This window comes from Kitasatospora sp. NPDC058162, assembly GCF_042884005.1.
GTDB lineage: Bacteria > Actinomycetota > Actinomycetes > Streptomycetales > Streptomycetaceae > Kitasatospora.
This window is the reverse complement of the sequence record NZ_JBHVUS010000024.1, coordinates 118,403-141,913: the sequence shown is the minus strand read 5'-3', so window position 1 is coordinate 141,913 and position 23,511 is coordinate 118,403. Positions and strand designations below refer to the sequence as shown.

General features: G+C 74.8%; 22 protein-coding genes and 1 pseudogene. 8 read left to right on the top strand and 15 right to left on the bottom strand.

The window, feature by feature from the left end:
• Positions 1-292: 292 nt before the first annotated feature.
• Positions 293-1,585 (bottom strand): annotated as a pseudogene (locus ACFVXG_RS32290) (SpoIIE family protein phosphatase); the annotation flags it as partial.
• A 170-nt stretch (positions 1,586-1,755) separates the two neighbouring features.
• Positions 1,756-3,129, bottom strand: a complete 1,374-nt coding sequence (locus ACFVXG_RS32285; RefSeq protein ID WP_387932587.1) for an NAD(P)/FAD-dependent oxidoreductase — start codon at positions 3,127-3,129, stop codon at positions 1,756-1,758.
• Positions 3,130-3,680: 551 nt separating this feature from the next.
• Between ACFVXG_RS32285 and ACFVXG_RS32280 the strand changes: the two genes are divergently transcribed.
• Complete coding sequence (locus ACFVXG_RS32280) at positions 3,681-4,553, top strand: TetR/AcrR family transcriptional regulator (protein ID WP_387932575.1); 873 nt, start codon at positions 3,681-3,683, stop codon at positions 4,551-4,553.
• Between the two features lie 377 nt (positions 4,554-4,930).
• Positions 4,931-7,192, top strand: coding sequence for a sigma-70 family RNA polymerase sigma factor (locus ACFVXG_RS32275; protein WP_387932573.1), 2,262 nt, complete (start codon positions 4,931-4,933; stop codon positions 7,190-7,192).
• 79 nt (positions 7,193-7,271) lie between these two features.
• Here the strand turns inward: ACFVXG_RS32275 and ACFVXG_RS32270 are convergent, their stop codons facing one another.
• The 4 genes from ACFVXG_RS32270 to ACFVXG_RS32255 all read right to left on the bottom strand — a co-directional run bounded on the left by ACFVXG_RS32270 (position 7,272) and on the right by ACFVXG_RS32255 (position 10,580).
• Positions 7,272-7,976 carry a DsbA family oxidoreductase gene (locus ACFVXG_RS32270; protein WP_387932571.1) on the bottom strand — a complete coding sequence of 235 codons (705 nt, stop codon included), beginning with the start codon at positions 7,974-7,976 and terminating at the stop codon, positions 7,272-7,274.
• A 147-nt stretch (positions 7,977-8,123) separates the two neighbouring features.
• Positions 8,124-8,645 carry a universal stress protein gene (locus ACFVXG_RS32265; protein WP_387932569.1) on the bottom strand — a complete coding sequence of 174 codons (522 nt, stop codon included), beginning with the start codon at positions 8,643-8,645 and terminating at the stop codon, positions 8,124-8,126.
• A 235-nt stretch (positions 8,646-8,880) separates the two neighbouring features.
• Entirely contained in the window at positions 8,881-9,642 is a 762-nt protein-coding gene (locus ACFVXG_RS32260) for a DUF6629 family protein (protein WP_387932567.1), read from the bottom strand.
• 8 nt (positions 9,643-9,650) lie between these two features.
• On the bottom strand, positions 9,651-10,580 hold the full coding sequence (locus ACFVXG_RS32255; protein ID WP_387932565.1) for a DMT family transporter: 930 nt from the start codon (positions 10,578-10,580) through the stop codon (positions 9,651-9,653).
• A gap of 263 nt (positions 10,581-10,843) precedes the next feature.
• On the opposite strand from ACFVXG_RS32255, the gene ACFVXG_RS32250 reads away from it, so the two are divergent.
• A complete protein-coding gene (locus ACFVXG_RS32250) occupies positions 10,844-11,107 on the top strand; it encodes a dsRBD fold-containing protein (protein ID WP_188302898.1) in 264 nt (87 codons plus the stop codon).
• 77 nt (positions 11,108-11,184) lie between these two features.
• Here the strand turns inward: ACFVXG_RS32250 and ACFVXG_RS32245 are convergent, their stop codons facing one another.
• The 3 genes from ACFVXG_RS32245 to ACFVXG_RS32235 form a co-directional block, all read right to left on the bottom strand.
• Positions 11,185-11,697: a hypothetical protein gene (locus ACFVXG_RS32245; protein ID WP_387932563.1), complete on the bottom strand. Its 513-nt coding sequence runs from the start codon at positions 11,695-11,697 to the stop codon at positions 11,185-11,187.
• Positions 11,698-12,002: 305 nt separating this feature from the next.
• Positions 12,003-12,722: a hypothetical protein gene (locus tag ACFVXG_RS32240; RefSeq protein ID WP_387932561.1), complete on the bottom strand. Its 720-nt coding sequence runs from the start codon at positions 12,720-12,722 to the stop codon at positions 12,003-12,005.
• Between the two features lie 510 nt (positions 12,723-13,232).
• Positions 13,233-14,105, bottom strand: a complete 873-nt coding sequence (locus ACFVXG_RS32235) for an alpha/beta fold hydrolase (RefSeq protein WP_387932559.1) — start codon at positions 14,103-14,105, stop codon at positions 13,233-13,235.
• A gap of 142 nt (positions 14,106-14,247) precedes the next feature.
• On the opposite strand from ACFVXG_RS32235, the gene ACFVXG_RS32230 reads away from it, so the two are divergent.
• Complete coding sequence (locus ACFVXG_RS32230; protein WP_387932585.1) at positions 14,248-14,685, top strand: MarR family winged helix-turn-helix transcriptional regulator; 438 nt, start codon at positions 14,248-14,250, stop codon at positions 14,683-14,685.
• Here ACFVXG_RS32230 and ACFVXG_RS32225 read toward each other — a convergent pair.
• On the bottom strand, positions 14,682-15,602 hold the full coding sequence (locus tag ACFVXG_RS32225; RefSeq protein ID WP_387932558.1) for an AEC family transporter: 921 nt from the start codon (positions 15,600-15,602) through the stop codon (positions 14,682-14,684). The two genes, ACFVXG_RS32230 and ACFVXG_RS32225, sit on opposite strands and share 4 nt — an antisense overlap.
• Positions 15,603-15,789: 187 nt before the next feature.
• Between ACFVXG_RS32225 and ACFVXG_RS32220 the strand changes: the two genes are divergently transcribed.
• Entirely contained in the window at positions 15,790-16,248 is a 459-nt protein-coding gene (locus ACFVXG_RS32220) for an HD domain-containing protein (RefSeq protein WP_350505687.1), read from the top strand.
• A gap of 181 nt (positions 16,249-16,429) precedes the next feature.
• On the opposite strand, the gene ACFVXG_RS32215 is transcribed toward ACFVXG_RS32220, so the two are convergent.
• Positions 16,430-16,804 carry a transglycosylase SLT domain-containing protein gene (locus ACFVXG_RS32215; protein WP_387932555.1) on the bottom strand — a complete coding sequence of 125 codons (375 nt, stop codon included), beginning with the start codon at positions 16,802-16,804 and terminating at the stop codon, positions 16,430-16,432.
• A 562-nt stretch (positions 16,805-17,366) separates the two neighbouring features.
• Positions 17,367-18,911: a carboxyl transferase domain-containing protein gene (locus ACFVXG_RS32210; protein WP_387932553.1), complete on the bottom strand. Its 1,545-nt coding sequence runs from the start codon at positions 18,909-18,911 to the stop codon at positions 17,367-17,369.
• A 291-nt stretch (positions 18,912-19,202) separates the two neighbouring features.
• On the opposite strand from ACFVXG_RS32210, the gene ACFVXG_RS32205 reads away from it, so the two are divergent.
• Positions 19,203-19,595, top strand: coding sequence for a ribonuclease (locus tag ACFVXG_RS32205; protein WP_387932551.1), 393 nt, complete (start codon positions 19,203-19,205; stop codon positions 19,593-19,595).
• A gap of 68 nt (positions 19,596-19,663) precedes the next feature.
• On the opposite strand, the gene ACFVXG_RS32200 is transcribed toward ACFVXG_RS32205, so the two are convergent.
• Positions 19,664-20,488, bottom strand: a complete 825-nt coding sequence (locus tag ACFVXG_RS32200; RefSeq protein WP_387932549.1) for an MOSC domain-containing protein — start codon at positions 20,486-20,488, stop codon at positions 19,664-19,666.
• Between the two features lie 209 nt (positions 20,489-20,697).
• On the opposite strand from ACFVXG_RS32200, the gene ACFVXG_RS32195 reads away from it, so the two are divergent.
• Together ACFVXG_RS32195 and ACFVXG_RS32190 are read left to right on the top strand one after the other, a co-directional pair.
• Positions 20,698-21,369, top strand: a complete 672-nt coding sequence (locus tag ACFVXG_RS32195; protein WP_387932547.1) for a TetR/AcrR family transcriptional regulator — start codon at positions 20,698-20,700, stop codon at positions 21,367-21,369.
• 221 nt (positions 21,370-21,590) lie between these two features.
• Positions 21,591-22,124: a universal stress protein gene (locus tag ACFVXG_RS32190; RefSeq protein WP_387932545.1), complete on the top strand. Its 534-nt coding sequence runs from the start codon at positions 21,591-21,593 to the stop codon at positions 22,122-22,124.
• On the opposite strand, the gene ACFVXG_RS32185 is transcribed toward ACFVXG_RS32190, so the two are convergent.
• Complete coding sequence (locus tag ACFVXG_RS32185; protein ID WP_387932543.1) at positions 22,121-22,630, bottom strand: SMI1/KNR4 family protein; 510 nt, start codon at positions 22,628-22,630, stop codon at positions 22,121-22,123. The genes ACFVXG_RS32190 and ACFVXG_RS32185 overlap by 4 nt on opposite strands.
• Before the next feature lie 47 nt (positions 22,631-22,677).
• On the bottom strand, positions 22,678-23,403 hold the full coding sequence (locus tag ACFVXG_RS32180) for an alpha/beta hydrolase family protein (protein ID WP_387932542.1): 726 nt from the start codon (positions 23,401-23,403) through the stop codon (positions 22,678-22,680).
• Positions 23,404-23,511 lie beyond the last annotated feature (108 nt).

Genomic DNA, 23,511 nt, shown 5'->3' with positions numbered 1-23,511 from the left:
CGTCCGACGTTTCAAACTCTAGCCGATCCCCGCTCCGAAAAGCGAATCCAGCCGCAATCCGATAAAAAGCGCACGCCGAATAAGCACCGAGCCGAGACGCGAAAAAGCGAAACGACCGGTACGGACCGGAAGTGGTGTTTCAAGGGATTGGCTACCGCGGGACCGTCCGCGCAGACGCGTGTCCGGTGCTCCATGACAGGCAGCTCGAAGAACACTAGACCTCTGGAGTGGTTGAGTCAAGCACGGCAAGCGAATTCTCGGTGCCCCCGTCCGTGCCCCCGTCCGTGCCCTGGTCGGCGCCCTCGTCGGCCGGCAGCTGGAAGGCCAGGACGGCGACGTCGTCGTCGTGCTCCGAGGTCACGCCCATCGCCCGGAGCAGCCGGGCGCAAATCACCTCGGGGGCGCCGATCGCCCCGGTGAGGGTGCGGGCCAACAGGTCGAGCCCCTGGTCGATGTCCTCGTCGCGGCGCTCGACCAGTCCGTCCGTATAGAGGACGCCGGTGGTGCCGGGGAGCAGGCGGAGGGTGTGGGAGACGTGCAGGCCGTCGCCGGTGCCGAGCGGGGGGCCGTTCTGTTCCTCGCTGCGCAGGATGGTGCCGTCGGGGCAGCGCAGCAGCATCGGGAGGTGACCGGCCGAGGCGTAGGAGAGGGTGCGGTGCTGCGGGTCCCAGACGGCGTAGGTGCAGGTGGCGATCTGGTTGGCGTCGATCTCCATGGCGAGGCCGTCGAGCAGGCGCATCACCTCGTGCGGGGGCAGGTCGAGGCGGGCGTAGGCGCGTACGGCGGTGCGCAGCTGGCCCATCACGGCGGCGGCCCGCAGGCCGCGCCCCATGACGTCGCCGATGACGAGTGCCGTGCGGCCGCCGTCGATGGCGATGACGTCGTACCAGTCGCCGCCGACCGCGGCCTCGGCGCCGCCCGGCTGGTAGGTGGCGGCGACCCGCAGGTCGGCGGGCTGGTCGAGCTTCTGCGGGAGCAGGCTGCGCTGGAGGGTGACGGCGGCCTCGCGCTGGCGGCGTTCGGCTTCGCGCAGGCGGGCGGCGGCGAGCACCTGGTCGGTGACTTCGGCGGCGAAGATCAGGACGCCGGTGGGCGGGCCCTCGGCGGGGGTGTCGCCGGTGTCGCCCGGGCCGAGCGGGACGCAGGAGACGTTGTAGTAGCGGTTGCCGGTGAGGCCGAGGATGCAGCGGGCCTTGACGCTGCGGGGCCGGCCGCCGCGGATGACCTGGTCCATCAGGGGCAGGACGCCCATGGTGCCGAGTTCGGGGAGGGCCTCGCCCGCCGGCAGGCCGGTGGGGCGTTCACCGAAGAGTTCGCGGTAGGCGCGGTTGGCGTAGCCGAGCTGGTGGAGCGGGCCGTAGGTGACCGCGACCGGGGCGGGGATGCGGTTGAGCACCTCGCGCAGGTTCTGGGGTCTGTGGGGGTCGAGGAGTTCGGCGGTGGCGGAGGGGCTGGTGGGGTCCCTGGGGCTGGGCACGACGACACCGTCGGTGGAGGGCGTGCCCTCGTCGGTGCCGGCCCCGTTGAGTGGGGCGGCACGCCAGGGGACTCCGGTGAGCCGGGCGCTCCAGCGCATGAGGTTCAAACGACGGCCGCTTCCTCGTTTTCCAGGCATATCATCACTTTTTGTGTGCACAGCAACACATGGGGTAATGACCAGTTCGGGCTGATCCTGTCAGGCGGAGGCCCGGTTCCGGAAGTCGCGCGCCCGGCGTGGCCGTCGGATCGGCCGCGGAGCCCGGACCGGCGGGCCGTTCATCGGGGGGCTTCCGGCCCGGAGCCGGACGGCCGTCCGGCTCCGGAATCGAAACCGTCCTCGAAGGCCGAACGCGGGTGCTCCATCGCCCCCAGCGAGACCGCCTCGCGGGAGAACACCCCGCCGAGCACCCAGTCCATCAGCACCCGCACCCGCCGCTCCGCGCTCGGCAGCCGCCGCAGGTGCCGGGCCCGGTGCAGCCACCACGCCCGCCGTCCGGTGAGCCGGCCGCCGCGCCGGGTGTGGGCGACGGCCCGGTGCGGGCCCAGCGAGGTGGAGCAGACGGCCGGACCGGGCCGGTAGGCGACGAGCCCCGGCGCGTGCGGTCCGCCGGCCAGTGCCACCGCGATGTTGCGGGCGAGCAGCTCGGCCTGGGCGAAGGCGTGCTGGGCGTTGGGCGCGCACGGGGCGCCGTCCGCGTTCGGATCGGGCACCGCGGCGCAGTCACCGGCCGCCCACACCCCGGGCAGGGCCCGTCCGTCCGGGCCGACGGCCTGGAGGGTGGCCAGGCAGCGGACCCGGCCCGCGGTGTCCAGCGGCAGGTCGGTGTCGCGCAGCAGCGGCGAGGGCCGGACGCCCGCTGTCCAGACCAGGGTGCGGGCACCGAAGCGGCTGCCGTCGGAGAGCGCGGCGACCCCGCCCGCGGCGGACTCCAGGGTGGTGCGCAGCCGGATGTCGACGCCGCGTTCGCGCAGTTGGCCGAGGGTGTGCTCGGCGAGGTCCGGCGACTCCTCGGCGAGGATCCGGCCGCCGGCCTCGACCAGCACCCAGCGCAGGTCCTCGGCGCGGACGTTGTGGTAGTTCCGCACGGCGGTGCGGGCCATGTCCTCCAGCTCGGCGAGCGCGCCGACGCCCGCGTAGCCGGCGCCGACGAAGACGAAGGTGAGCGCGGACTGCCGCAGGGCCGGGTCGCGGGTGGCCGAGGCGAGGTCGAGCTGCTCCAGCACGTGGTTGCGCAGGTGCACCGCCTCGCCGACGGTGGAGAAGCCGAGCCCGTGCTCGGCCAGGCCCGGCACCGGGGCGGTGCGGGCGACCGATCCGGGGACCACCACCAGGACGTCGTAAGGGAGTTCGAGCGGTGCCGGGGACTCGCCGGGGCCCGCGGCGTCGGCCAGGGCACGCCGGGCGGCGTGTTCGATCCGGGTGACCCGGGCGGTGATCACCCGGCAGTCCGGCAGGACCCGGCGCAGCGGGACGACCACGTGCCGCGGGTCGATCGAGCCGGCCGCGACCTCGGCCAGCAGCGGGTGGTAGGTGGAGTGGCCCCGGGGCTCGACGACGGTGATCTCCACCTCGCCGCGCCGCAACCGCTCGCGCAGGCCCCGCTGGAGGTGGAGCGCGGTGGCCGTCCCGGCGCAGCCGCCGCCGACGATCAGGATCCTGATGGTGCACCTCCTGCCGGTGTGACGTCTCGTCCCGGCCTCGCGGCCGGGGGTGTCCCCCCACTCACGCCCCCCTATGAAGGACCGGCGGAGGTGGTCTTGTCCACAGTCCGTACGGGGCTGGTTGCTACGGAAGTGACGGACGAGGCCAGTTGTGCTTGCCTGGCGACTTTCTGACGCACTTTCGGCCGCGAAGAGCCGTGAACTATGGTCGGATTGTGTGCCGGAGCGGCCACCGCCATGACAACCGGCGGCGACGCACCGTGGAGCGGCCACTACGGCCAGTTCCAGCGTTGGCGCGAGAACCCGACTGGGGGAGAGTCATCCGGGGAAGGGTAGTTCCCGGACGAGGCCCCGGACGGTGCCGACGCGCCGAGCCGGACGCCGAGGCGGCCCGGCGGCACGACCGTGGTCACCGGAACGCGACGGGCGGCACGAGCTATGGGTCATCTGGTCATTTCTGACGGGCTGGGCTGCACCGGGGGGTGCAGGGGCGGGCGACGACAGGGTCCGGTTTCGGACGCCTGCGGGGGAGAGTTGGGATGATGGAACAGAAGCAGGTATTGGGGCGGGCGGGCGCACCGCACGCCGGACCGGGCATGGTCCCGGAGCAGCGCGGACCGGTGGACCTGCCGCAGGGCGGGATGGCGTACGCGGCCGTCCCGTACCGGGCGGAGCCACCGCAGACCACGGCGCCGGTCCCAGGGGCCCGGCTCCGGGTCGACGCCCGGCGGAACCTGGAGAGCGTGCTGCGCGCGGCCCGGGAGGTGTTCGGCGAATTCGGTTACGGCGCTCCCATGGAGGAGGTCGCACGCCGGGCCGGGGTCGGGGTCGGCACGGTCTACCGGCGCTTCCCGAGCAAGGAGGTGCTGGTCCAGCGGATCGCCGCCGAGGAGGTGGCCTGGCTGACCGCGCAGGCGCGGGAGTCGCTGTACGGCGGCGACGGCGCCTGGGAGGCGCTGGCCGGGTACCTGGCGCGGGCGGTCGGCACCGGGGCCGGGCGGCTGCTGCCGCCGGAGGCGTTCCGGTACGCGGAGGAGCTGGGCCGGGTGCCCGAGCAGCGGGCGTCGGAGGCGCCGGCGGCCGTCCGCTTCGACCTGCGCGACGAGGAGGCGCGGGCCGGGGCACCGGTCGAGCCCTCGGCGGCGGACGCCGATCCACGGCTGCTGCTGCAGCTGTTGGCCGCCCTGGTGGCGCGGGCCGGCGCGGCGGGCGAGCTGCGGCCGGGCGTCACGGTGTCGGACGTGGTGCTGGTGCTGACCGCGTCGGTGCCGGTGCACGCGGCACGGCCCTCGGTCGCGGCGCCGTCGGCGGCCGGCTTCACGGCGACCGGTCCGCAGACGGACGGTCAACCGGCGCCTGGGCCCTCGGACCGGCTGCTGCAGCTCCTCCTGGACGGTCTGCGGGCGCGCTGACCCGGGCCCGGCCCGCCCCGGAGGACGGCGGCGGTTCCGGACGCGTCGATACAGGCACGGTCGACGCGCCCGACGGGCAAGGGAGTTGGGCGGGACACCGGCGCGCGGCAGGGCACGCGCGCCGGGTGCGGGCGTCGTGCGACCCCGCGCCGCACGCTGGGCGAACACGGTGCGACGGCCCCTCGGAAGAGTGGGTACCGGCCGGTCCGGCTACCGCCCGTCCCTGCGCTATGCCATCCTTTGCCCGTGGTTGGAGCCAATGTCCCGATGCGCGCCCTTCGCGCGCCGTCGGCGCCGTACGTCGGGGAACCGTGCGCCTACGCACTCCCGCGCGCCCTGCCACACTACGGGGGCTGTCGTGGAATCTGGGGTCCGTTGTGAGCGCCGAGGAACAGAACGACTACGGGTACGGCCTCGACTTCGGGGGCTTCTCCGGTAGTGCGGCCGACGGGTCCGCCGCGGGCCCCGGCGGCACCGGCCCCGGCGGTACCGGCCCCGCCCAAGTACCGGGCTCCGCAGCCGGTTCGGGCACCGGACACGTCCCCGACCAGGCCGGGATGCCCAGCCGCGAGACGCTGTCCGCCTCCTCCGCCGCACTGCCGCAGGGCCGGGTGCCCGGCCAGGCCCCGGCGGGCCGCGGCGGCGTCGCCCCCGAGGCGTTCGTCGGCGAGGCGTTCGTCGGCGACGGCCGCCCCGCCCGGCCCACCGTCCCCGCCCCCGCCGACCCGGTCGACGGCGAGCGCCCGCCCTCCGACGCCGAGTTGACCGCCCGGGTCCGGGCCGGCGACGACACCGCGTACGAGGAGATCTACCTCCGGCACGCCGACTCGGTGCGCCGCTACGCCCGCACCTGCTGCCGGGACAGCTTCACCGCCGAGGACCTCGCCGGCGAGGTCTTCGCCCGCACCCTCCAGGCGCTCAAGGCGGGCAAGGGGCCGGAGTTCGCCGTCCGCGCCTACCTGCTGACCGCCGTGCGCAACGTCGCCGCCGCCTGGACCCGCAGCGAGCGGCGCGAACAACTCGTCGACGACTTCGGCCTGTTCGCCCAGACCTCGGCCGCCGTGGTCGACTACGACCTGGCCGACCCCGGCGCCGACGCCTGGGCCATGGCGATGGCCGACCAGCGCATGGTCATGCAGGCCTACGCCGAACTGCCCGAGGACGACCGGGTGGTGCTCTGGCACACCGAGGTCGAACAGGAGTCGCCCAAGACCGTCGCCGTGATGCTCGGCAAGACCGCCAACGCCACCGCCGTCCAGGCCCACCGGGCCCGCGACCGGCTGGCCGCCGCCTTCCTCCAGGCGCACGTCTCCGGCAGCCAGTTCGGCAGCTGCGAGGCCTACGCCAACCGGCTCGGCGCGTACGCCCGCGGCTCGCTGCGCAAGCGGGCCTCGGCCGAGGTCGGACGGCACCTCAAGGAGTGCGACCGCTGCACGGCGGCCTGCCTGGAGCTCACCGAGATCAACACCGGCCTGCGCGCGCTGCTGCCCGGCGGCGTGCTGGTCTGGGTCGGGGTCGGCGGGTTCAGCGCCGCCGCTGCGGCCGTGGGCGGTGCCGCCGCCGTCGGCGGCGCGGCCGCGGCGGGGACGGCGGCGGCTGCGGCGGGGTCGTCGGGGGCTGCGGGGGCCGCTGGTGCGTCTGCGGGGGCGGCGGGGGCTTCTGCGGGGGCCTCCGGCGGTGGCGGGGGCGGTGCGGGTGCCGTGGCCGGCGAGGGCCTCGGCACTGCCGCCAAGGCCGGGATCGCCGCCGCCGCTGCGGTTGCGGCGGCCGCCGTGGCCGCGTACGCGTTGGCCGGATCGCCCGAGCCGAAGCCCCCGGTCGCCGCTCCCCCGGCCACCGCCGCGCCGGTGGCCGCCGCGCCGGTGGCCCCCGTCCCGGCGCCGCCCGCACCGGCGCCCAGCAGTGCCGCCCCGGCACCGCCCGCCCCGGCACCGCCGGCACCGGCACCGCCCGCGGCCAGCCCGAGTGCCGTCCCCAGCCCCGCCCCGAAGCCCAGCGCCAAGCCGAGCCGGGCCCCGGAGGCCACCCGGGCACCGCAGACCGAGCCGCCCGCGGCCACCCCCGAACCGCCCGTCGTCCCCACCCCGACCGTCCCGCCGGTGCCGACCCCCGAGGTGCCCGTCGTCCCGACGCCGACCCTCCCGCCGGTGCCGGAGCCGACCGTCACCCCACCCAAGCCGCCCGCGCCCAGCGACTTCTGGGGCGACTCGCTGCCCGTGGTCAAGCCCGGGCACAACCGGGTCCCGCCCGAGGGGCCGAGCATCCGGCAGAAGGGCAGCGACCGGTTCTGGCAGCGCGACGGCGGCTGGATCGGCGGCGAGTACCAACGGCACGCCATCACCGTGCACGCGCCGGCCACCACGCTGATCGACCTCAACCGCAGTTGCACGTCCTTCGACGCGGTCGCCGGAGTGGACGACGCCACGCTCAGCCCCGGCGGGGTGGTCTTCACCGTCCAGGCGGGCGACGGCAGCACCCTGTGGCGCTCCCGGGCCCTCGCGGCCGGGGACGACGCGGTGCCGGTGCACGTGCCGCTGGCCGGGCAGACGTCGATCCGGCTGGTGGTCACTCCGGCCAGCGGGATCTGGTCGGCGCTGAACGTCGCGGACTGGGCGCAGGCCCGGTTCCGGTGCACGTGACCGTCCGGTCAGGGATGTGCGGGGCCCGTTCCGGGTGGTGCCTGGAACGGGCCCCGGGCCGTTTTGCGTCGGGGGGTCGTCAGATGGCGCAGGAACCGTCCGCGCAGGCCTCACCGGCCGGGGCGACCGGCACCGGCGCCGGACGGCGCTCGCCGATCTCGGCGGCGACCTGCTCCAGCACCTTGCGGAAGGTCTCGGCCTCCTGCCCGCCCTGGACCGCCCACTTGCCCTCGAACACGAAGGTCGGCACGGCGGTGATGCCCAGCTCACGGGCCTCGGTCAGCTGGGCCCGGACCTCGGCCGTGCCCTCGTCGCCCGCCAGGTAGGCCGTCACCCGCTCGCGGTCCAGTCCCGCCGCCACCGCGACGTCGGCCAGCGCGGCGCGGTCGCCGACGTCCACGCCGTCGGTGAAGTGCGCCTTCAGCAGCGCCTCCTTGAGCCGGCCCTGCGCCTCGGCGCCGTACTCGGCCTCGGCGAGGTGCAGCAGGCGGTGGCCCAGGAAGGTGTTGGCGTGCAGGGCGGCGTCGAAGTCGTACGTGATGCCCTCGGCCAGGCCCAGCTCGGCCACCCGCGCGTCCATCGCGACGGACTGCGGGCCGTAGCGCTCGGCGAGCCAGGCGCGGTGCGGGCTCGCCGTCGCCGGTGCGTCCGGGACCAGCTGGTACGGGCGGTAGACGACCTCGACCGCCTCCTTGCCGGGGAAGTCCGCCAGGGCCTCCTCGAAGCGGCGCTTACCGATGTAGCACCAGGGGCAGGCGATGTCGGACCATATCTCGACCTTCATGTTCGGGGGCTCCAGGGGGTGTCGCGTGGCGGGTGTACGGGATAGGTGAACGATGAACCATCTCGGTACATTCCCGACACCTCGTTCCCGGTCCGCTGGTCAGGTGGCGAGGTGGTCAGGTGGTGAGGTGGTGAGGTGGTGAGGTGGTCAGTTGTCCGCGGGGGCCGGGACCACCAGGACCGGGCAGGCCGCGTGGTGCACCGCGGCCGAGCTCACCGAACCCAGCAGCAACCGGGCGAACCCCCCGTTGCCCCTGGTCCCGACCACCAGCGTGTGCTGCCGGGTCGACGCCTCCAGCAGCACCTCGATCACATTGCCCAGCACCACGTGCAGCGACAGCTCGCCCCCGTACGGCCGGGGCCGTTGTCGCAGCACCGTCGCCACCGCCCGGCGCAGCCCGTCCGCCATGCTCTCGACCAGCGTCTCCACGCTCTCCTGCACCAGCTCCGCCATCCCCGGCGGGTAGCCGGCCGGGGCCGGGTTCACCACGGCCAGCACGTAGAGCGGCAGCCCGAACAGCTCGGCCTCCGTCATCGCCCGGTCCAGCGCCCACAGCGAACCGTCCGACCCGTCACAGGCCGCCAACACTCCGGGCGGCCGCCCCGTCGGCGGGCGCCCCAGCACCGACAGCACCACGGGGACCTCCCGGCCCGGGCTCACACCGGCCACCGCACCCACTCCTCACTGCGGACTCGCAAACCTCGCCATCATCCCGTCGGTGGGGGGTGCCGCGGGGTGGCGCCGCGCCGGGGGTTCCGCTGCGCGGGGCTTGGGTGTGGGGGTGGGCTCTCGGGAGGGTGGGTGAGGCCGGGGGCGGTTCCGGGGGTGGGCGCTCCGGGGGCTGGATGATTTTCGGACCGCCGACCCTGTGGGCACATGGCTAAGACCGTTGGCGGTCTGAAAATCACCCGTCACGCCCCTCTCCGCACCCACCCCCTCCACCGCCCCCTCCCGCAGCGCGTCCCTCTCGCCTTGGTCGGGGAGGGGGAGGGAGGTGGTTGGTGTTCGTGGGTGGGTGTCCGGTCCAGTGGAGGAGTAGGAGGCTGGCCAGGGCGGCGAGGGCGCACCAGGTGGAGACGAAGGCGAGCTGCCAGAGCAGGGCGCAGACGAGGGCGCCTGCTGCGGTGAGGAGGCCGAGGTGGCGGAGCAGGCGGTCGGGGCTGAGGAGGAGGGAGCCGACGGTGGTGATGAGGTAGCCGGTGAGCAGGAGGGCGGGGTGGGGGATGCCGATGGCGTAGTCGAGGGTGTGGCCGTGCGGGGTGGCCGTCACCGGGTGGGCGGCGACGGCGGTGGCGAGTGGGATCGCCACGGTTGAGCCGAGTACGGCGAGTATGGCGAGGAGGGCCAGGCGGCGGGCGGGGGTGGGCGGGTGTCGGGGTTCGCGGGCCGCGCACCACACCCCGGTGGGGACCAGGACGGGCAGGAGTGGCAGGGCGATCACCGCCCAGGTGGTGCGGGCCGTCGCGGCGAGGGTCGAGGGCAGTTCGTCGTCCGTGCCGAGCCAGACCAGGGCCTCCACGAGTTGGTGGGTGCCCAGCACCAGGGGGAGTGCGGCGAGCAGGAGACGGTTCGGGTGCCCGGACCGGTGGGCGCGTACCAGGCAGGCCACGCCGGTGCCCGCGACCACCGTGCCGACCACGGCGTCCGCCGGGGCGCTCCAGCACATCGGGGGGCCTACTCGTCCTTGCGGTTCGGGTCGGCGTCGTCGGTGGATGGGTCCTCCGGGGGTGACCCGATGCTCTCCAGGGTGTCGCGGACGCTGCCGGGCATCGCCGGGTGCCGGCCGATCACGATCACCCCGATCACGATCGCCACCAGCCCGGCCGCCTGCCAGGCCAGCGCGCCCGGGGTGACCCGCAGCCGGTCGCCGAGGAAGCCGACCGCGCAGGCGATCCCGGACAGCGGCTGGGCCGCGGTCAGGGCCGGCAGGGACATCCGCAGCGGGGCGGCCTCGAAGGCGCTCTGCACCAGCAGCAGCCCGACCACGCCCGCCACCACCACCGCGTACGGCTGCCAGGTGCGCAGCACCGCCGTGAGCCCGTCGTGGTCGAGGCGCTGGGTGGTGGTGCGGGTGAGCGCGTCCTGCAAGCCGTAGAGCAGTCCGGCGGCGAGGGCGAGCAGGGTGGCCTCCTCGAACAGGGGCAGCCGTCGGGCGAGCGTGACCAGCAGCAGGGTCAGCCCGACCACCGTGCCGACCACCAGCCAGTGGCGCAGCTCCCCGGCGGGCGCGCCGCCGCCGGTGGGCCGCCCGGCCACGATGAACGCCGTCACCCCCAGGCCGAGCAGCAGCACCCCGGCCCAGCCGGAGCGGCCGAGGGTCTGACGGGTCAGCACCCGGGAGAGCGCCATGGCGAAGATCAGGTTGGTCGCCAGCAGCGGCTCGACCAGGGACACCTCGCCCTGGTTGAGCGCGAGCGCGGAGAGGAGCAGACCGCTGACCATGAACCCGGTGCCGAGCAGCCACTCCGGCATCCGCATCAGGTCCAGCAGCAGGTGCCAGTGCAGCAGGTCGGCACGGGGGGCCCGCTGCGCCGCGTGCTGCTGGAGGACGAAGCCGAGTCCCAGACAGCAGGCCGCGCTCAGAGCGAGGAGGAAGACCGCCACGGAGGGACCACCAGGTTGTCGCTGCCCCGCGCCGCGCCGGCGGTTCCGGGGAGGGACGGCGATCGCGGCGCGCTTCCGTCAGCGTACCGCCGGGGCGGCGGCCGGGCCGATCGGACGCGGCGGTAGGGGCTGGGAGCGGGGGCGACCTCCGGGCTTGCCGGTACGGGCGGGGCGGGCGCACGCTGGTGTGAGCGGCCGCCGAGGGCTCACCGTCCGGGCGGCCCGGACCGGCGCGACGGGGGCCTGCGCCAGGAGGTGTGGCCATGCACAACCAGTGGGACGTGGAGCTCAGCTTCGACGAAGACGGCGTGCACACGGTGTGCGACGCCAGGTTGACGGGCGCGCGGGCGCCGGGCCTGAGCGCGCACGGTGAGGCCGAGAAGAGCGCGGAGGACCGTCCGCTCGCCAGGATCGGCGAGGAGGTCGCGGCCTCCCGGGCCCTGGAGGAACTGTCCCGCAAGCTGCGGGCCCAGGCCACCGGGGAGATCGAGGACGAGGGGCACCGCCCGGGCTACCTGATCTACTGAGATCCGGCGCGGGCGCCCGGGGCGGGTACCCGGGGCGGTGGCGCGGGAACGACCGCCCCGGGGCCGGTCCGGCCGGGTCAGCTCCAGGGGTCGGCCGGCTGGTCGTCGATCGCGGTCCAGAACCGGGTGCCGGCGGGCAGGGTGCCGGTCGCCCAGAGCGACCAGCCCTCGCCGTCGTGGAACTCGGCCATCCGCCAGTCCCCGCCGAAGGTGTCCGCGCACAGCCCGTCGGCGACGTCGCGGCTGGTCAGGTCCGAGCCCGCGGTCGGGTCGGTCGCGGCGACCTCGCCGCCCGCCCAGCTGTGGAAGCCGGTGGCCGGGATGCCGTCCGGGGCCGGGCGGCCGTCCACCCGGATGCAGAGCACCGGCAGTTCGGTGCCGGGGTCGGTGTCGCCGAGGTACGGGTTGCTGGCGCTGTCGGTGCCGACGTGCACCGAGGTGCCGCGCTGCTCCAGGACCGTCCAGGTTAGCCCCAGATGCGCGCCCGGCGAGGGCGGCACGTCTGCGGCGGACGCGCCGGTCGGGGCGACGGTCAGGGCGGCGAGCGCGAGCACCGCCGCGGGGGCGAGGCGTCGGAGGAACACGGCCATGGCTGCTCCAGGGGAGAGGCGTGGGAGAGGGGCGGCTGCGCGGGCGACAGTGTGCCAGCGCCAAGTGTCCGCTGGGGCAAGAGACTTGGATGGTGCGTCGGTTTCCGGCCGCCGAGTGCGGTGATGCTCCGTGCGCTACCGGAGCGGCACCTCTGCGCGGCACAGCCGCGCGGCGGCCGAGCGGACCGAGTCCAGATGGCGTCGAGGAACTCCTCACCAGGGCCCTGCGGAAGACCTCGCCTGTGCTGTGGCTCCTGGCACGCCCCACCGGGGCAGGGTCCATCCCGACATTCTGCCGAAGGCCGTCAGGTGCGCCACCAAGGGGCCCGGATCACGTCGTCCGGATCGGTCGCACAGTTCGTACCGCTGACCACCTCGTGGGCGGGGACGTCCCAGCCGACCACTCCCGGGGCCTGCCGTGCCAACTCGACCAGGCGGGCGCGCTCGGGTCCGGAGCCGGTGTTCACGTCGCACCGCAACACGCTCGTCCAGGCCCGGCCGTCCAGTGCGGCGGTGACGGAGAGGAGCGGCAGCACGAGCAGGGCGAGCAGGAGGGAGGCGATCCGTACGGCCTCGGCGGCCCGGGTCCCGAAGGTCACGGCGGGCCGGCCGGTGCGGTGCCCGGTGTCGGCGGAGCGCGCGCCCGTACGGTACTCGGTGATCACGCCGAGTCGAAGGAGGTAGCCGAGCGCCCCGGCCGCCAGGCCCCACCACGCCCCGTTGAAGGCCCCCACCACGACCCCGAGCGCCCCCGGCACGATCGCCGCCCGCGCCGCAGTCTCCACCAACGCCCGCCCCCGGTGCCGGGCGGCACCGCCCCGGGCGGCCGAAATCGCATAGGTGACATGGGAGATGACCGCCACCAGTACGGTCGCCAGGACCGGCTCGGCCAGGAACATCCCGATCACGACGTCGACCCAGTTGGTCGGGCCCATCGCCGACAGGGCGTCCCGCGCCGCGTCCCCACCGCCCAGCGTCCACGCCAACTTGAGCACCGGAATCGCGAACACCACGGCCGGTGCCATGACATGAGCCGCACTCACTTGCGATGCGTTCTTCAACGCCGTCCCGGTCACCCGGCAACGCTACGGCCACCCCGGCCGCGGCTGCCGCCACGACACCCGAACGCCCCGCCGCTGCACCTCGTGGCCTAAGCGTGGTCGAGGGGTTGGCTGGGTCGGCCGTGGCCGTGGGTGCGGTCGGACGGCCGCCTGTTGAGCGCCCGGAGGGCGGCGGCTTGGGGGCGCTGGGCGCGGCAGTGTTCGAGGAGTCCGCGCGCCGCGGTCGGGGGCGGGGCTGTCCTGGCTGAGGCCGACCGCGTCGGTCTGCACAGGAAGTCGGCCAGGTCGATTTTCTGTGCGGGCCGGAGTTCCCGGGTGCTGGGGAGGGGTGTTGGTCGTGGGGTGGTCGGGGGTGTGGGGCCGTACAGGAAGTCGGCCGGGTCGACTTCTCGTGCGGGGGCGGGGCCTGCTGTGAGTGGGGGAGCGGGGGTTGGTTGGCGTGCGCAGGAAGTCGGCTGGGTCGACTTCTTGTGGTCAGGGGCGGCCCTGGGTGAGGAAGGTGAGGACCTGGTGGTTGACGGTTTCGGCGGCGGCTGTCGGGAGGGTGTGGTGGGAGACGTCGGGGACGGTGGTGACGGTGGCGTGGGGGAGGGTTCGGAGGGTGGCTTCGGCGGTGCGGTGGGGGTCGTGGGCGCGGGAGTGGGCGGCGTAGAGGGCGAGTACCGGGGTGGTGAGGGTGCGGAGCAGGGCGGGGGTGGGGCGGGGGCCGGTGATGATGGGGGAGGCGGGGAAGTGGGCGTAGCCGAGGGCGTAGACCTCGCGCCAGTCGGGGTCCGGGGCGGGGCCGGGGCCGGATTCCCAGTCGAGGTAGGAGCGGGCCCGGTCCGGGGTGCGGCGGGGGAGGAAGAGGGGGAGGGCGCGCAGGAGGTAGCCGGGGCGGAAGCCGGTGAAGCACTGGGTGGGGTCGAGGAGGGCGAGGCGGCCCACCCGGGTGGGGGCGTGGAGTGCGTACTGGAGGGCGGTCCAGGCGCCGTAGGAGTGGCCGCAGAGGTCGGCTTCGCGGATGCCGAGTCCGTCGAGGACGGCGTCCAGCCAGCCGAGCAGGCCGGTGACGTTGCCGAGCGGGGTGCCGTCGTGGACGCTGCGCCCGGGGTCGCCGATGAGGTCGACGGCGAGGACGCGGTGGCCGGCTCCGGCCCAGGCGCCGGCGTTGGCGAACCACATGGTGGAGGTGGCGCTGCCGCCGTGGAGGAGGACGAGGGGGCGGCCGTCGGCGGGGCCGCAGGCGTTGACGCGGGTGGTGCCGTGGGCGGTCCGGACGGTGAGGGCTTCGACCGGGACGGGCCAGCGGGCGAGGAGCGCGTCGTAGGCGGCGAGGAAGGGGGAGGTGGTGGTGCGGTCGGACATCATGGGCCTCCGCGGGGTGTGGTGTGATCGCGTGCGGGATCACGGGCAGATCGCTCGTTGGACAAGTATCTCGCTGAACGAGAGAATAATGGCACGGGAGTGCCCGAGGAAGGACGACAGGGTGTCCGAGCTTGAGCAGCCGATGCGGCTGGTCCACCTGCTGCGCGGTCTGACGGTCGAACTCGACCTGTTCGGGGCCGAGTTCGCGACCCGTAACGGTCTGCACCCGACCGACCTGCGGGCGCTGATCCACCTGCTGGACGCGGCCCGGGCCGGGGAGGTGGTCACCCCGGGGCGGCTCGGCGAGGCGCTCCGGCTGAACTCGGCCGGGACCACCGGTCTGGTCGACCGGCTGGAGCGGCTCGGCCTGATCCGCCGTGAGCGCGATCCGCAGGACCGGCGGAAGGTGCGGCTGGTGGTGGAGCAGCGGGCGATGGAGCTGGGCGAGGGCTTCTTCGGCGGGCTGATCGGCGACCTGGTCGCGGAGATGGGCCGGTTCGACCCGGCGGAGCTGGCGACGGCCCGCCGCTTCCTGGAGGCGATGACCTCGGTGGTCGCTGCCGCCCGGCAGGATCCTTAGCGCAGGGTCCAGGCGATCGTGGAGAGGGTTCCCATCGAGACCAGGGTCGACCAGAGCACCGTGTCCCGGGCGAGGTCGGTGCCCTGCCCGTACTCGCGGGCGTAGGTGTAGACGTTCTGGGCGGTCGGCAGGGCGGAGAACAGCACCACGGTGAGCAGCTGGTGGGTGGGCAGGTGGAGCACCGGGCCGGCCATGATCAGGGCGACGAGCGGCTGGACCAGGGTTTTCACCGCGACGGTCAGTCCGACCTCGGCGCGGAGCGAACGGCCTTCGGCGGCCGGGCGGTTGTGCAGTGACATGCCGAGGGCGACCAGGGCGGTGGGCACGCCGGCGGCGCCGAGCAGGTCGGCGGAGTGGTGGAGTTCGGCGGGCAGCCGCAGGCCGGTCGCGGAGGCGACGGCGCCGAGGGCGGTGGCGATCAGGACCGGGTTGCGCAGCGGCAGGGTGAGCAGGGCCCGGCGGCCGGCCGCGCCGCTGTCCAGGACGGTCAGCACGGCGGGGGTGACCACCAGGATCTGGAAGAGGACCACCGGGCCGACGAAGGAGGCGTCGCCGACGACCTGCATGGTCACCGGGATGCCGAGGTTGGCGGAGTTGACGTACCCGGCGGCCATCGCGCCGATCGCGAGTTCGCCGCGCTTGCGCCGGAACAGCAGCCGCCCGGCGAGCAGCCCGAGGGCGGTGGCGACGGTGGTGCCGGCCGCGAAGGCGAGCATCGACGGGTTGGCGAAGTTCCCCAGCGGGGTGCGGGAGATCATCAGGAAGAGCGCGGCCGGCATCGCGACGTGGAAGACGAAGCGGGTCAGCACCAGCTCCGCCTGCGGTCCGAGCAGTCCGGCGCGGGCGACGACGTACCCGACCGCGGTGAGGGCCCAGATCGGGGCGAAGGCGGACAGCAGCGGGTGGAGGTCGGGCATGGTTCCTCGGATCGCTCGGACGGGTCTGCCGGGTGCGGCGGGGATCGCCCGCCGGAGGGCCCCGGACCACGGGTAACCGCCGAGACCCCCGAGGGAGTAAACCAGTGGCCGTCGAGGTGTTGATCAAGGGGGCCGGGTCCGGGGCCGGGTCGGCGGCGGCGTCGCGGGGCGGACCTACGATGAGCGGATGGAGGACCAGTACCTGAGCCTGTCCGAGGTCGAGGCCGTCGCGCGCCGCGCCCACCGGGGGCAGCTGGACAAGAACGGCCACCCGTACGCCGAGCACATCGCGGCGGTCGCCGGCGGGACGGCGGCGCGCGGCGGCAGCGAGGCGCAGATCGCGGCGGGCTGGCTGCACGACACCGTCGAGGACGACCGGCTGAGCCGGGAGTGGCTGGCGGGGGCCGCGCTGCCGGAGGCGACCAAGGCGATCGTGGACGCGCTCACCCGGCGGCCCGAGGAGCCGGTGGAGGCGTACACCGCGCGCATCCTGGCCACGCCGGGTGCGTTGCTGGTCAAGCGCGCGGACCTGGCGCACAACTCCGACCCGGCCCGGCTGGCCGCGCTGGACCGGGCGACCGCCGAGCGGTTGGCCGCCAAGTACGCGCGGATGCGGGAGCTGCTGGGGCTCACCGGGGAGCTCTGAGGGCGCGGAGCGGCGTGTACGGGGCCGCGGGGGCGGGGAACGCACGAGAGGGCCCGGGCCACGCGGATCGCGCGGGCCCGGGCCCTCTCGGGTCACCCCGGTGGTCCCTGTCCGACCCCCGGGGTGAGGGGGGAGTGGTCAGGAGACGGGTGGAAGCTCGGTACGCCGGTGGTCGGTCGGCTTAGTACCAGTGGTGGTTCTGCCAGAAGCTCCAGGCGGCGTTCGGGCTGCCGTAGCGGGTGTTCATGTAGTCCAGCGCCCACTTGATCTGGGTGGCCGGGTTGGTCTTCCAGTCCGCACCAGCGGAGGCCATCTTGGAGGCCGGCAGCGCCTGGCCGAGGCCGTACGAGCCCGAGCTCGGGTTGGTCGCCGTGACGTTCCAGCCGGACTCGTGGGAGATGATCTGGCTGAACGAGGCCAGCTGGTTCGCCGGGACGATCTGGGCGGCGATGGCCTGCGGGGAGGCGGTGGCGGCGTTCGCGGTGGCGGGCAGGACACCCGCGCCCAGGGCGGTCAGACCAGCGGTGCCGGCGAGAATCGCGGCGGAAGTGCGCATACGGAGCTTGAAAGTGGGCATGTAGAACAGGACCTCAATCAGGTTGGGCCGAGTCGCGCCCCACCCAGGACCACGGGCCGGACAGGGGCCGTTGCGGTTGTGGGGCGCGACTCGGCGGTAAGCCGTCGACCGGCGGGACAGGAGCCGGTGCGGCTGACGACGAGAGCCATTGTTGGCAGACCGGATCGGCCGCCGCCAAGACCCCCTTGCTACGACGCACCGTCGTACCCGCGGCGGTGGCCGTGGATTCGAAGGGCCGCCCGGGCGGGGCTGTTCAGGCGGGCTCCGAGTCGGGCGGGTGCCGGGCAAACGAGGGTCGGGCGGCGGTCGGCCCGGGGGCGGGAAACCTCCTGAGGGCACCACTACCGCTCGTCGTAGCCGCGTTTCGCCTGTGAGCGCACTCACCGTTTGGGGGCGGGGGTAGTCACCCGACGGTCCGGTCACAGCACTTTGGGTACTGACGATCTGTGCCCGGCGCCACAGGAATCGGTCACGCTCCGCAGTCGTTTCCGCGCCCGGGGCGATCTGGAGGTCACCGAAGGTCGTCAAAGCCCGCCGGGGATCACCGAAGGTCGCCGAGTCGCCGGTGCCGGAGGGCCCGGGCGGCGAGCCGGTCCGCCTCGCCGGAGGTGGACAGCGCGCCGAGCGCCGCCGCGACCGCCGCGCCCAGCCGCTCGCAGAAGGCGGCCGGCTCCTCGGCGGCGTCCGGCAGCTCGGGGACCACCTCGTCCACCAGCCCGACCGCCGCCAGCTGCCCTGCGCCGATGCCCTGCGCCCGTGCCAGCTCGGCGGCGTGGGCGCCGTCCCGGTGCACGATCGCCGAGGCGCCCTCCGGCGGCAGCGGCGCCAGCCAGGCGTGCCCGGCGGCCAGCACCCGGTCGGCCGGGAGCAGCGCCAGCGCGCCGCCGCCGGAACCCTGGCCGAGCAGGACGGCGAGGACGGGGGTGCGCAGCGCGAGCAGGGTGGTCAGGCAGTGCGCGATCTCGACCGCGATCCCCTCCAGCTCGGCCCGGGCCGACAGCTCGGCGCCCGCCGTGTCCACCACGGTGACCAGCGGCAGGCCCAGTTGCTCGGCCAGGCGGGCGCTGCGCCGGACGGCCCGCAGGTCGGCGGCGGTGAAGGGGCGCTCGGGCCCGGCGCCCGGCCGCTGCTGGCCGACGACCAGGGCGGGGTGGCCGCCGAGCACGGCGAGCGCGCGGACCAGGGCGCCGTCGCGGCCGCCGGGGGCGTCCAGCAGCACCAGCTCCTCTGCCGTGCGGCGCAGCAGCTCGCGGGTGCCGGGGCGGTCGGGGCGGCGGGTGCGGCGGACGGAGTCCCAGGGGTCGGGGGGCGTGGTTCCGGCGGGCTCCTCGGGGACGCCCTTATAGGGGAGAGGGGTGTCCTTATAAGGGGGAGGGGTGCTGCCGAGGACGGCGAGGGTGCGGCGGAGCAGCTCGCGCAGTTCCTGCGGCGGGACGACGGCGTCCACCAGCCCGTGTCCGGCCAGGGTCTCGGCCCGCTGGACGTCCGGGGGCAGCTCCACCCCGCGCAGTTCCTCGTACACCCGGGGGCCGAGGAAGCCGAGCCGGGCGCCCGGCTCGGCGAAGACCAGCTGGCCGAGGGTGCCCCAGGAGGCGAAGACCCCGCCCATGGTCGGGTTGCGCAGATAGGTGAGGTAGGGGAGGCCGGCCGCGCGGTGCGCCTGGACGGCGGCGGTGATGCGGAGCATGCAGAGGAAGGCCGCCGAGCCCTCCTGCATCCTGGTGCCGCCGGAGACCGGCAGGGCGATCAGCGGGAGGCGTTCGGCGGTGGCGCGTTCGACGGCCCGGGTGATCCGTTCGGCGGTGGCGACGCCGATGGAGCCGCCGAGGAAGCGGAACTCGGAGGCGATCAGGGCGGCCGGCCGGCCGTCGATCAGGCCGAGGCCGGTGAGCACGGCCTCGTCCAGGCCGGTGCGGTCGCGGGCCCGGTCGAGCGAGGCGCGGTAGTCGGGGTCGGCGGGCGGGGCGGGTGTCGGTTCGTCCCAGCTGTGGAAGCCGCCCGGGTCGACCAGCAGGCCGATCAGCTGGTGGGCGGTCAGCGAGGTGCCCGCTCCCGTACCGGTGCCCGTGCCCGCGTGCGTACCCATGTCCACCCCGTCAGAGATCGTTCCGGCCCGACCCGGTGCGCCACTCTATGCGGCGCGGACGGGGTGTTGTGGGAGGGCTGTGAAGGTGTGAGCGGGGCGACAGTGGCCTACGCGATTAGTTCGATGGCTGTCGACCCATGGACGGTCCGGGCGGTTCGTGGACGGTCCCGGGGGAACGGCCTCCGGGGCCGACGTACGCATGAAGTCGCTGATGGGACAAGCGAGTTACCCGCCGGTAAAAAGTTGATTCAGGCCTTCCGGAGTTGTCCGTGGCTCGCCACACTGATGGACATGACCCGCACTCTACGCGCGTGGAAGACCCGCGCCGCCGCCATCACCGCCGTCGCCATGATGACCCTCGCTCCCGTCGCCGTCGCCACCGACGCGCACGCCGACGTGAGCGGCACCGTGTGCCTGTCCGCGCTTCCGCCGGAGGCCACCGACACCCTGAACCTGATCGCCTCGGACGGGCCGTTCCCGTACTCGCAGGACGGCGTGGTGTTCCAGAACAGAGAGAGCGTCCTGCCCAGCCAGTCGTACGGGTACTACCACGAGTACACCGTCATCACCCCGGGCGCGCCGACGCGCGGTGCCCGGCGGATCATCACCGGCCAGCAGAGCCAGGAGGACTACTACACCGGCGACCACTACGCCACGTTCTCCCTGATCGACCAGACCTGCTGATCCGTCCCGATGAGCCCGCGGCCCCGGTGGCTCCTCCCGCCGGGGCCGCGGGCTCACCGGGAGCGGTGTCACAGCTCGGACACGCCCCAGTCGCTCACCGTCAGTTCGTCCCCCACCCGCAGCACGCCCGGGCGCAGCACGGCGAACTTGCTGCCGAGCGCCACCCCGCCGGCCGCCGCCCGGCGGTACCGCGCCAGGGTGCGCAGCGGCTCCGGGCCGGCCTTGGCGCCGGTCGACTGGTCCACCAGCGTCACCGAGCAGCGGATCGCCAGCTTGGTGTAGCCGAACTCGGCGTCGCCGGCGCCGAAGCGGCGCAGCAGGTCCTCGGTGTGCGGCTCCGGCCAGCCGTCCACCACCACGTTCGGGCGGAACCGCTCCGCCGGCAGCGGGGCGACGTCGTCGCCGGTGCGCGCGTTGAAGTCGTCCAGGGACGCCTGCGACAGCAGGTGCATCGCGCTGCTGTCGGCGAAGCCCGACGTCCCCGGGGTCAGCCCGTCGGTCGACCGGTCGTGCTCCGGTGGCACCCGGACCAGTCGGCTGGGCACGCCCAGCACCCGGGACAGCCAGGCGGCCGCCTCCTCGCCCTGGTCGATCGCCGGGTACGGCACGCCGAACAGCTCCACCTTGCGGCGCGGGCCCACCGTGTCCACGGCGAAGGCCACCGGCTCCACCCCGGGCGCGGCGAGCGACAGCCGGTCGCCGTCGTTCTCGACCGTGGGGTGGACGGTCGCCAGCAGCGGATCGCGCCGTTGGGAGCGGAACACGCCCTGCTCGTCCACCACCATGAACGTCCGGTCGTGTGCCAGGCCCGCCCTGGTCACCTCCGCCCGTTCCACCCGCACCCCGGCACACCCCTTGATCGGGTAGTACCGCAACTCCGTCACCGTGGCCATGTCGCCCCCCGTGCCCTGCGGCCGCTCGGGCCGCTCTTCCTCGTGTGTCCGTAGGGTAGTTGTCGGCCGGACGGGCCTGGGGCCTGGGCCGGGAGGGTGCCGGACGGGCATCGGGCGGGCTTCGGGCGGGCATCGGAGCAAGGCCGGGCGGGGGTGGGCCGTCGAGCCGGTGAACGCCCGGGCGGCCGCGCGGTTGCTAGGGTCTGCCCATGGCACCGAGCAGCGCGAACCCCCCGGGACGGCTCCGGCGCGACGCCCAGCGCAACCGCGACCTGCTGCTCGCCGCCGCCCGCGGAATGTTCTCCCGGCAGGGCCTCGACGTCCCGCTGGACCAGATCGCCAAGGAGGCCGGCGTCGGCAACGCCACCCTCTACCGGCACTTCCCGACCCGCGAGGCGCTGATCGCCGAGGTCTTCGCGGACGCCGGAGCCGGGCTCGCCGAAGCAGGGCGGGAGGCGCTCGCCGCCGAGGACGCCTGGACCGGCCTCGAAGAGTACTTCGGGCGGATCTTCGCGCTCGTCGCCGCCGACCGCGGCATCAACGACCTGGTCACCCAGGCCATCCCGAGCATCCCCGGCATGCTCGAGATCAGCCGCGGCCACGCCGTCACCGTCGGCTCCCTGGTCGCCCGCGCCCAGGAGCAGGGCACCATGCGGCGCGACGTGGTCACCATGGACCTGCTCTTCCTGCTCGGTCCGCTCTGCCGCGCCCTGCCCGCCACCACCGAACTGCGCCCCGACCTCTGGCGCCGCTACCTCGCCCTGCTGCTGGACGGCTTCCGCGCCCAGGCCACCCACCCGCTGCCCGTCCCGCCGATCGGCGAGGAACACCTGGACCGGATGTTCGCCGACCTGTGGGAGGCGGAGGCCCCCGAGGCCTGACCGCCCCCGTCATCCCCCGTCATCCCGCGCCATCCCCTGCCCTCCCGTCGGCATCAGGGACGCGTACGGAACACCGGGCGGCGCGTCAGAGCCGTGTCAACGGGCTCGGCCGGACGGGGCGGACCGTTTTTGCTGGGGTGACGCGCCGCTGAGCGCGATGCGGTGGAACGGACGGGCGCGGACGGGCGCGGACGGCGCGGGCGGAGAGACGGGGGCGGGCCATGACGGACACGGGTGCGGACGGTGCGGACGACGGCCGGATCGTGGTCGGCGTCAGCGGCTCGCTCGGCAGTCTGGCCGCCCTGCACCGCGCGGTGGCCGAGGCCCGGCGGACGGACGTCGAGGTGCTCGCGGTGCTGTGCTGGACCCCGCCGGGCGAGGAACTCGGCTACCGCCGCTCGGTCTGCCCGCCCGTGGTCGGCGCCGGTCGCGACGCCGCCGTCGCCCGGCTTCGACAGGCACTCGATGAGGCCTTCGCCGGACGCCACACCGGGGCCCGGCTGCGCTGCCAGGCCGTGCGCGGCGAGACCGCCAACACCCTGGTGCGCTGCGCGGACCGGCCCGGCGACGTCCTGGTGCTCGGCGCGGGCCGGGAGCGGGGCCACCTCTCCCGGCTGATCCGGCCGTCGGTCACCGCCTACTGCGTCCGGCACGCGACCTGCCCGGTGCTCACCGTGCCGCGCCCGGCGCTGCAGCGGGACCTGGAGGCACTGGAGCGCGGCTCCGGGCTGCGCGACCTGGTCGCGGGCAACTAGCGCTCAGGGCAAGGTGGTTGGGCGGAAAAGCGGGCAGCCGCGTCGGGCCAGGGCGGGAGCATCTCGCCCTCGTTCGCGGCCATCACCTCCTCCTCCCACCAGGCACGTCCGTCCAGCCAGTCGGCCAACCACCGGGCGAGCGAGGGGGAGTCGGCCCGTATCGGGTGCGTCTCGTCATCGGGGAGGACCAGCAGGACGGGCGCGTCCGGGTGCAGGCAGTCCACGGCGCCGGTCATCCCGCAGCCCCAGTCCAGGAATTCCAGCACGCCGTACGGCCGGCCCGGCCCGCCTGCGGCGACCCGGCGCAGCGGCCACAGCGGGAAGCGGTCCGGGCCGTAGCCGCCGTCGCCCACCTCGCGGTAGAGGCGGGCGAACAGCGACGGCAGCGGGTAACCGATCTCGGCCTCGGCGGCGGCGAGTTGACCGGCGGTGACGGGCGGCGGCAGGGCGGGGCCGGCGTGCTGCCGGACCCGGTCGATGAGGGCGTCCTCGGCCATCGTGTCCATAGCGGCCATGGTGCCGGTCGGCTACGACAGCGGCCCTCCCGGACCGCTTAGCGGAGCCCGGCCGCCCGGGCCAGGACGGCGGCGGTCTGCCGTCCGGCCGCCAGGGTGGCGGGGTCGGTGGCGGGCACGCAGCGGCGGACGTCGGAGTCGTAGACGGTCATCACCACGCCCGCGTGGTCGGTGGGGAGTTCGAGCAGCTCCGCCGTCGACATGTGCTTTGTCAGCGCAGCGCTCAGCTGGTGGGTGAGCTCGGCGGGCACCACCTCGTCGGCCGTGCCCAGCACCAGCAGGACGGGCACCGGGGACGGGCCCGCCGTCAGTTGCTCGAGCGGGCTGTCGCCAGTTGTGGTCGCCGGGCGGCCGTACGCGGAGGCGATGCCGACGGCGGCGGTGGGGCGCAGCTCGGCCGGGGTGTCCGGGTGGGTGGCCACCGCGACGGCCTCCCGGCCGCCGAGCGACCAGCCGGCCAGCACGAAGCGGCTCGGATCCCCGCCGTACGCGGCGGCGTTGTGCCGGGCGAAGGCCAGCGAGGCGAGCAGGTCGGCGCGGCCGCCGTCGGCCAGGTCGGGGCGCCAGTCCGGGACGAGGACCAACAGGCCCAGCCCGGCGGCCTCCTGGGCGAGGGTGTGCAGTACGTCGCGCTCGTCGGGGCCCGAGCCGTGCCAGAGCAGGACGACGGGGGCGGGCCCGGAGGCGGCGGCGGTGGTGGGGCGGTGGACGTCCAACAGCCGTCCGTCCGCGTACGGAACGGTCTCCGGTCGAGCGGTCGTCATGCCGGGTTCGCCTCCGATTCGGTTCGTGATCACGGAGCTGGTACTGTACTTCCTGTCGCGAGGGAGATGATCTCTCGCCAGGCGTCAGCGGTGCTACCAGAGCACGTC

Excerpts from the sequence above, each read along its gene's own strand:
- ACFVXG_RS32190 (WP_387932545.1), top strand. The coding sequence starts at position 21,591 with ATGACGGACACGGGTGCGGACGGTGCGGACGACGGCCGGATCGTGGTC.
- ACFVXG_RS32200 (WP_387932549.1), bottom strand. The coding sequence starts at position 20,488 with ATGGCCACGGTGACGGAGTTGCGGTACTACCCGATCAAGGGGTGTGCC.
- ACFVXG_RS32245 (WP_387932563.1), bottom strand. The coding sequence starts at position 11,697 with ATGGCCGTGTTCCTCCGACGCCTCGCCCCCGCGGCGGTGCTCGCGCTC.
- ACFVXG_RS32260 (WP_387932567.1), bottom strand. The coding sequence starts at position 9,642 with ATGTGCTGGAGCGCCCCGGCGGACGCCGTGGTCGGCACGGTGGTCGCG.
- ACFVXG_RS32220 (WP_350505687.1), top strand. The coding sequence starts at position 15,790 with ATGGAGGACCAGTACCTGAGCCTGTCCGAGGTCGAGGCCGTCGCGCGC.
- ACFVXG_RS32215 (WP_387932555.1), bottom strand. The coding sequence starts at position 16,804 with ATGCGCACTTCCGCCGCGATTCTCGCCGGCACCGCTGGTCTGACCGCC.
- ACFVXG_RS32270 (WP_387932571.1), bottom strand. The coding sequence starts at position 7,976 with ATGAAGGTCGAGATATGGTCCGACATCGCCTGCCCCTGGTGCTACATC.
- ACFVXG_RS32205 (WP_387932551.1), top strand. The coding sequence starts at position 19,203 with ATGACCCGCACTCTACGCGCGTGGAAGACCCGCGCCGCCGCCATCACC.
- ACFVXG_RS32240 (WP_387932561.1), bottom strand. The coding sequence starts at position 12,722 with ATGGCACCGGCCGTGGTGTTCGCGATTCCGGTGCTCAAGTTGGCGTGG.
- ACFVXG_RS32225 (WP_387932558.1), bottom strand. The coding sequence starts at position 15,602 with ATGCCCGACCTCCACCCGCTGCTGTCCGCCTTCGCCCCGATCTGGGCC.
- ACFVXG_RS32235 (WP_387932559.1), bottom strand. The coding sequence starts at position 14,105 with ATGTCCGACCGCACCACCACCTCCCCCTTCCTCGCCGCCTACGACGCG.
- ACFVXG_RS32250 (WP_188302898.1), top strand. The coding sequence starts at position 10,844 with ATGCACAACCAGTGGGACGTGGAGCTCAGCTTCGACGAAGACGGCGTG.
- ACFVXG_RS32180 (WP_387932542.1), bottom strand. The coding sequence starts at position 23,403 with ATGACGACCGCTCGACCGGAGACCGTTCCGTACGCGGACGGACGGCTG.
- ACFVXG_RS32185 (WP_387932543.1), bottom strand. The coding sequence starts at position 22,630 with ATGGACACGATGGCCGAGGACGCCCTCATCGACCGGGTCCGGCAGCAC.
- ACFVXG_RS32280 (WP_387932575.1), top strand. The coding sequence starts at position 3,681 with ATGATGGAACAGAAGCAGGTATTGGGGCGGGCGGGCGCACCGCACGCC.
- ACFVXG_RS32195 (WP_387932547.1), top strand. The coding sequence starts at position 20,698 with ATGGCACCGAGCAGCGCGAACCCCCCGGGACGGCTCCGGCGCGACGCC.
- ACFVXG_RS32210 (WP_387932553.1), bottom strand. The coding sequence starts at position 18,911 with ATGGGTACGCACGCGGGCACGGGCACCGGTACGGGAGCGGGCACCTCG.
- ACFVXG_RS32230 (WP_387932585.1), top strand. The coding sequence starts at position 14,248 with ATGCGGCTGGTCCACCTGCTGCGCGGTCTGACGGTCGAACTCGACCTG.